Annotated in this window: 1 protein-coding gene; it reads left to right on the top strand. The window is 34.2% G+C overall.

Annotation, left to right across the window (positions count from 1 at the left end):
* Positions 1-31: 31 nt before the first annotated feature.
* Positions 32-515: IS3 family transposase (locus tag ACOMA7_RS07730; protein ID WP_421393159.1), on the top strand; the 484-nt coding region annotated here is incomplete at its 3' end.

Here is a 515-nt window from a genome sequence, read left to right as displayed (position 1 = left end):
AGCGCAAATAATAAATGAGTTAAGGCGAGAAATGAACGTTCCATTATTTGTGTTATTAGATATTGCCGAGATGTCTAGTAGTAGTTATTACGATGCGTGTCAACGTGAGTACGAAGTTGATGACCAAGAGGTCATCAGTGAGATGAAAGTCATTAGAAACGAATTTAAAGATTACGGATATAGAAGAGTAACCATTGAATTGAAACGCCGAGGATATAATATCAATCATAAAAAAGTCCTTCGCATCATGAAGAACGAAGGACTCTTATGTGATAGTTATAAAAGAAAAATCAGAAAGTATAATTCTTATAAAGGAACTTGTGGCAAGGTCGCAAGCAATAGACTAAGAAGAAGATTTAAAACAGATCGACCATATCAAAAGATAGTTACAGACGTTACTGAACTTAGATGGGGAAACAAAACAACCTTAGAAAGAGCATATTTCACAGCGTTTATGGATTTATACAACGGTGAAATAATTTCTTGGAATATAGGATTACACCCAAACGTTGATT

It is taken from the genome of Apilactobacillus intestinapis (assembly GCF_049166695.1).
In the GTDB taxonomy this organism is placed as follows: Bacteria; Bacillota; Bacilli; order Lactobacillales; family Lactobacillaceae; genus Apilactobacillus; species Apilactobacillus kunkeei_C.
This window is presented reverse-complemented; position numbering and strand designations above follow the sequence as displayed.